This is a genomic window from Psychrobacter sp. 16-MNA-CIBAN-0192, assembly GCF_040309565.1.
GTDB lineage: Bacteria > Pseudomonadota > Gammaproteobacteria > Pseudomonadales > Moraxellaceae > Psychrobacter.
Genome location: NZ_JBEOOX010000744.1, coordinates 1 through 234 on the forward strand (window position 1 = coordinate 1; position 234 = coordinate 234).

The following is a 234-nucleotide window of genomic DNA, read 5'->3' on the forward strand; positions in this document are numbered from 1 at the left end:
CAATGGATGAATCTGTAAGTGAGGAAAAACAAGAACAAATTCGTTCCTATATTATGGGATGGAAATCGGGTTCTGGTACAGCGATGCATTACAATAAAAGATTTATCCAACAGCAAGCTAAGAAGGCAGCTTTAGCGCTTCAGTCAAATAATGGTACTCGATTACCAGAACAAGGATTATCAAATGAATAACTTAGCTGTTAAAACTCCTAATATTACTGATGCAGAGCATTCT

1 protein-coding gene is annotated in these 234 nt (G+C 36.3%); it reads left to right on the forward strand.

The features are described from left to right. The coding region (locus AAEY78_RS15060; RefSeq protein WP_352340319.1) for a hypothetical protein at positions 1-191 on the forward strand (191 nt) is incomplete at its 5' end. Between the last annotated feature and the right edge of the window lie 43 nt (positions 192-234).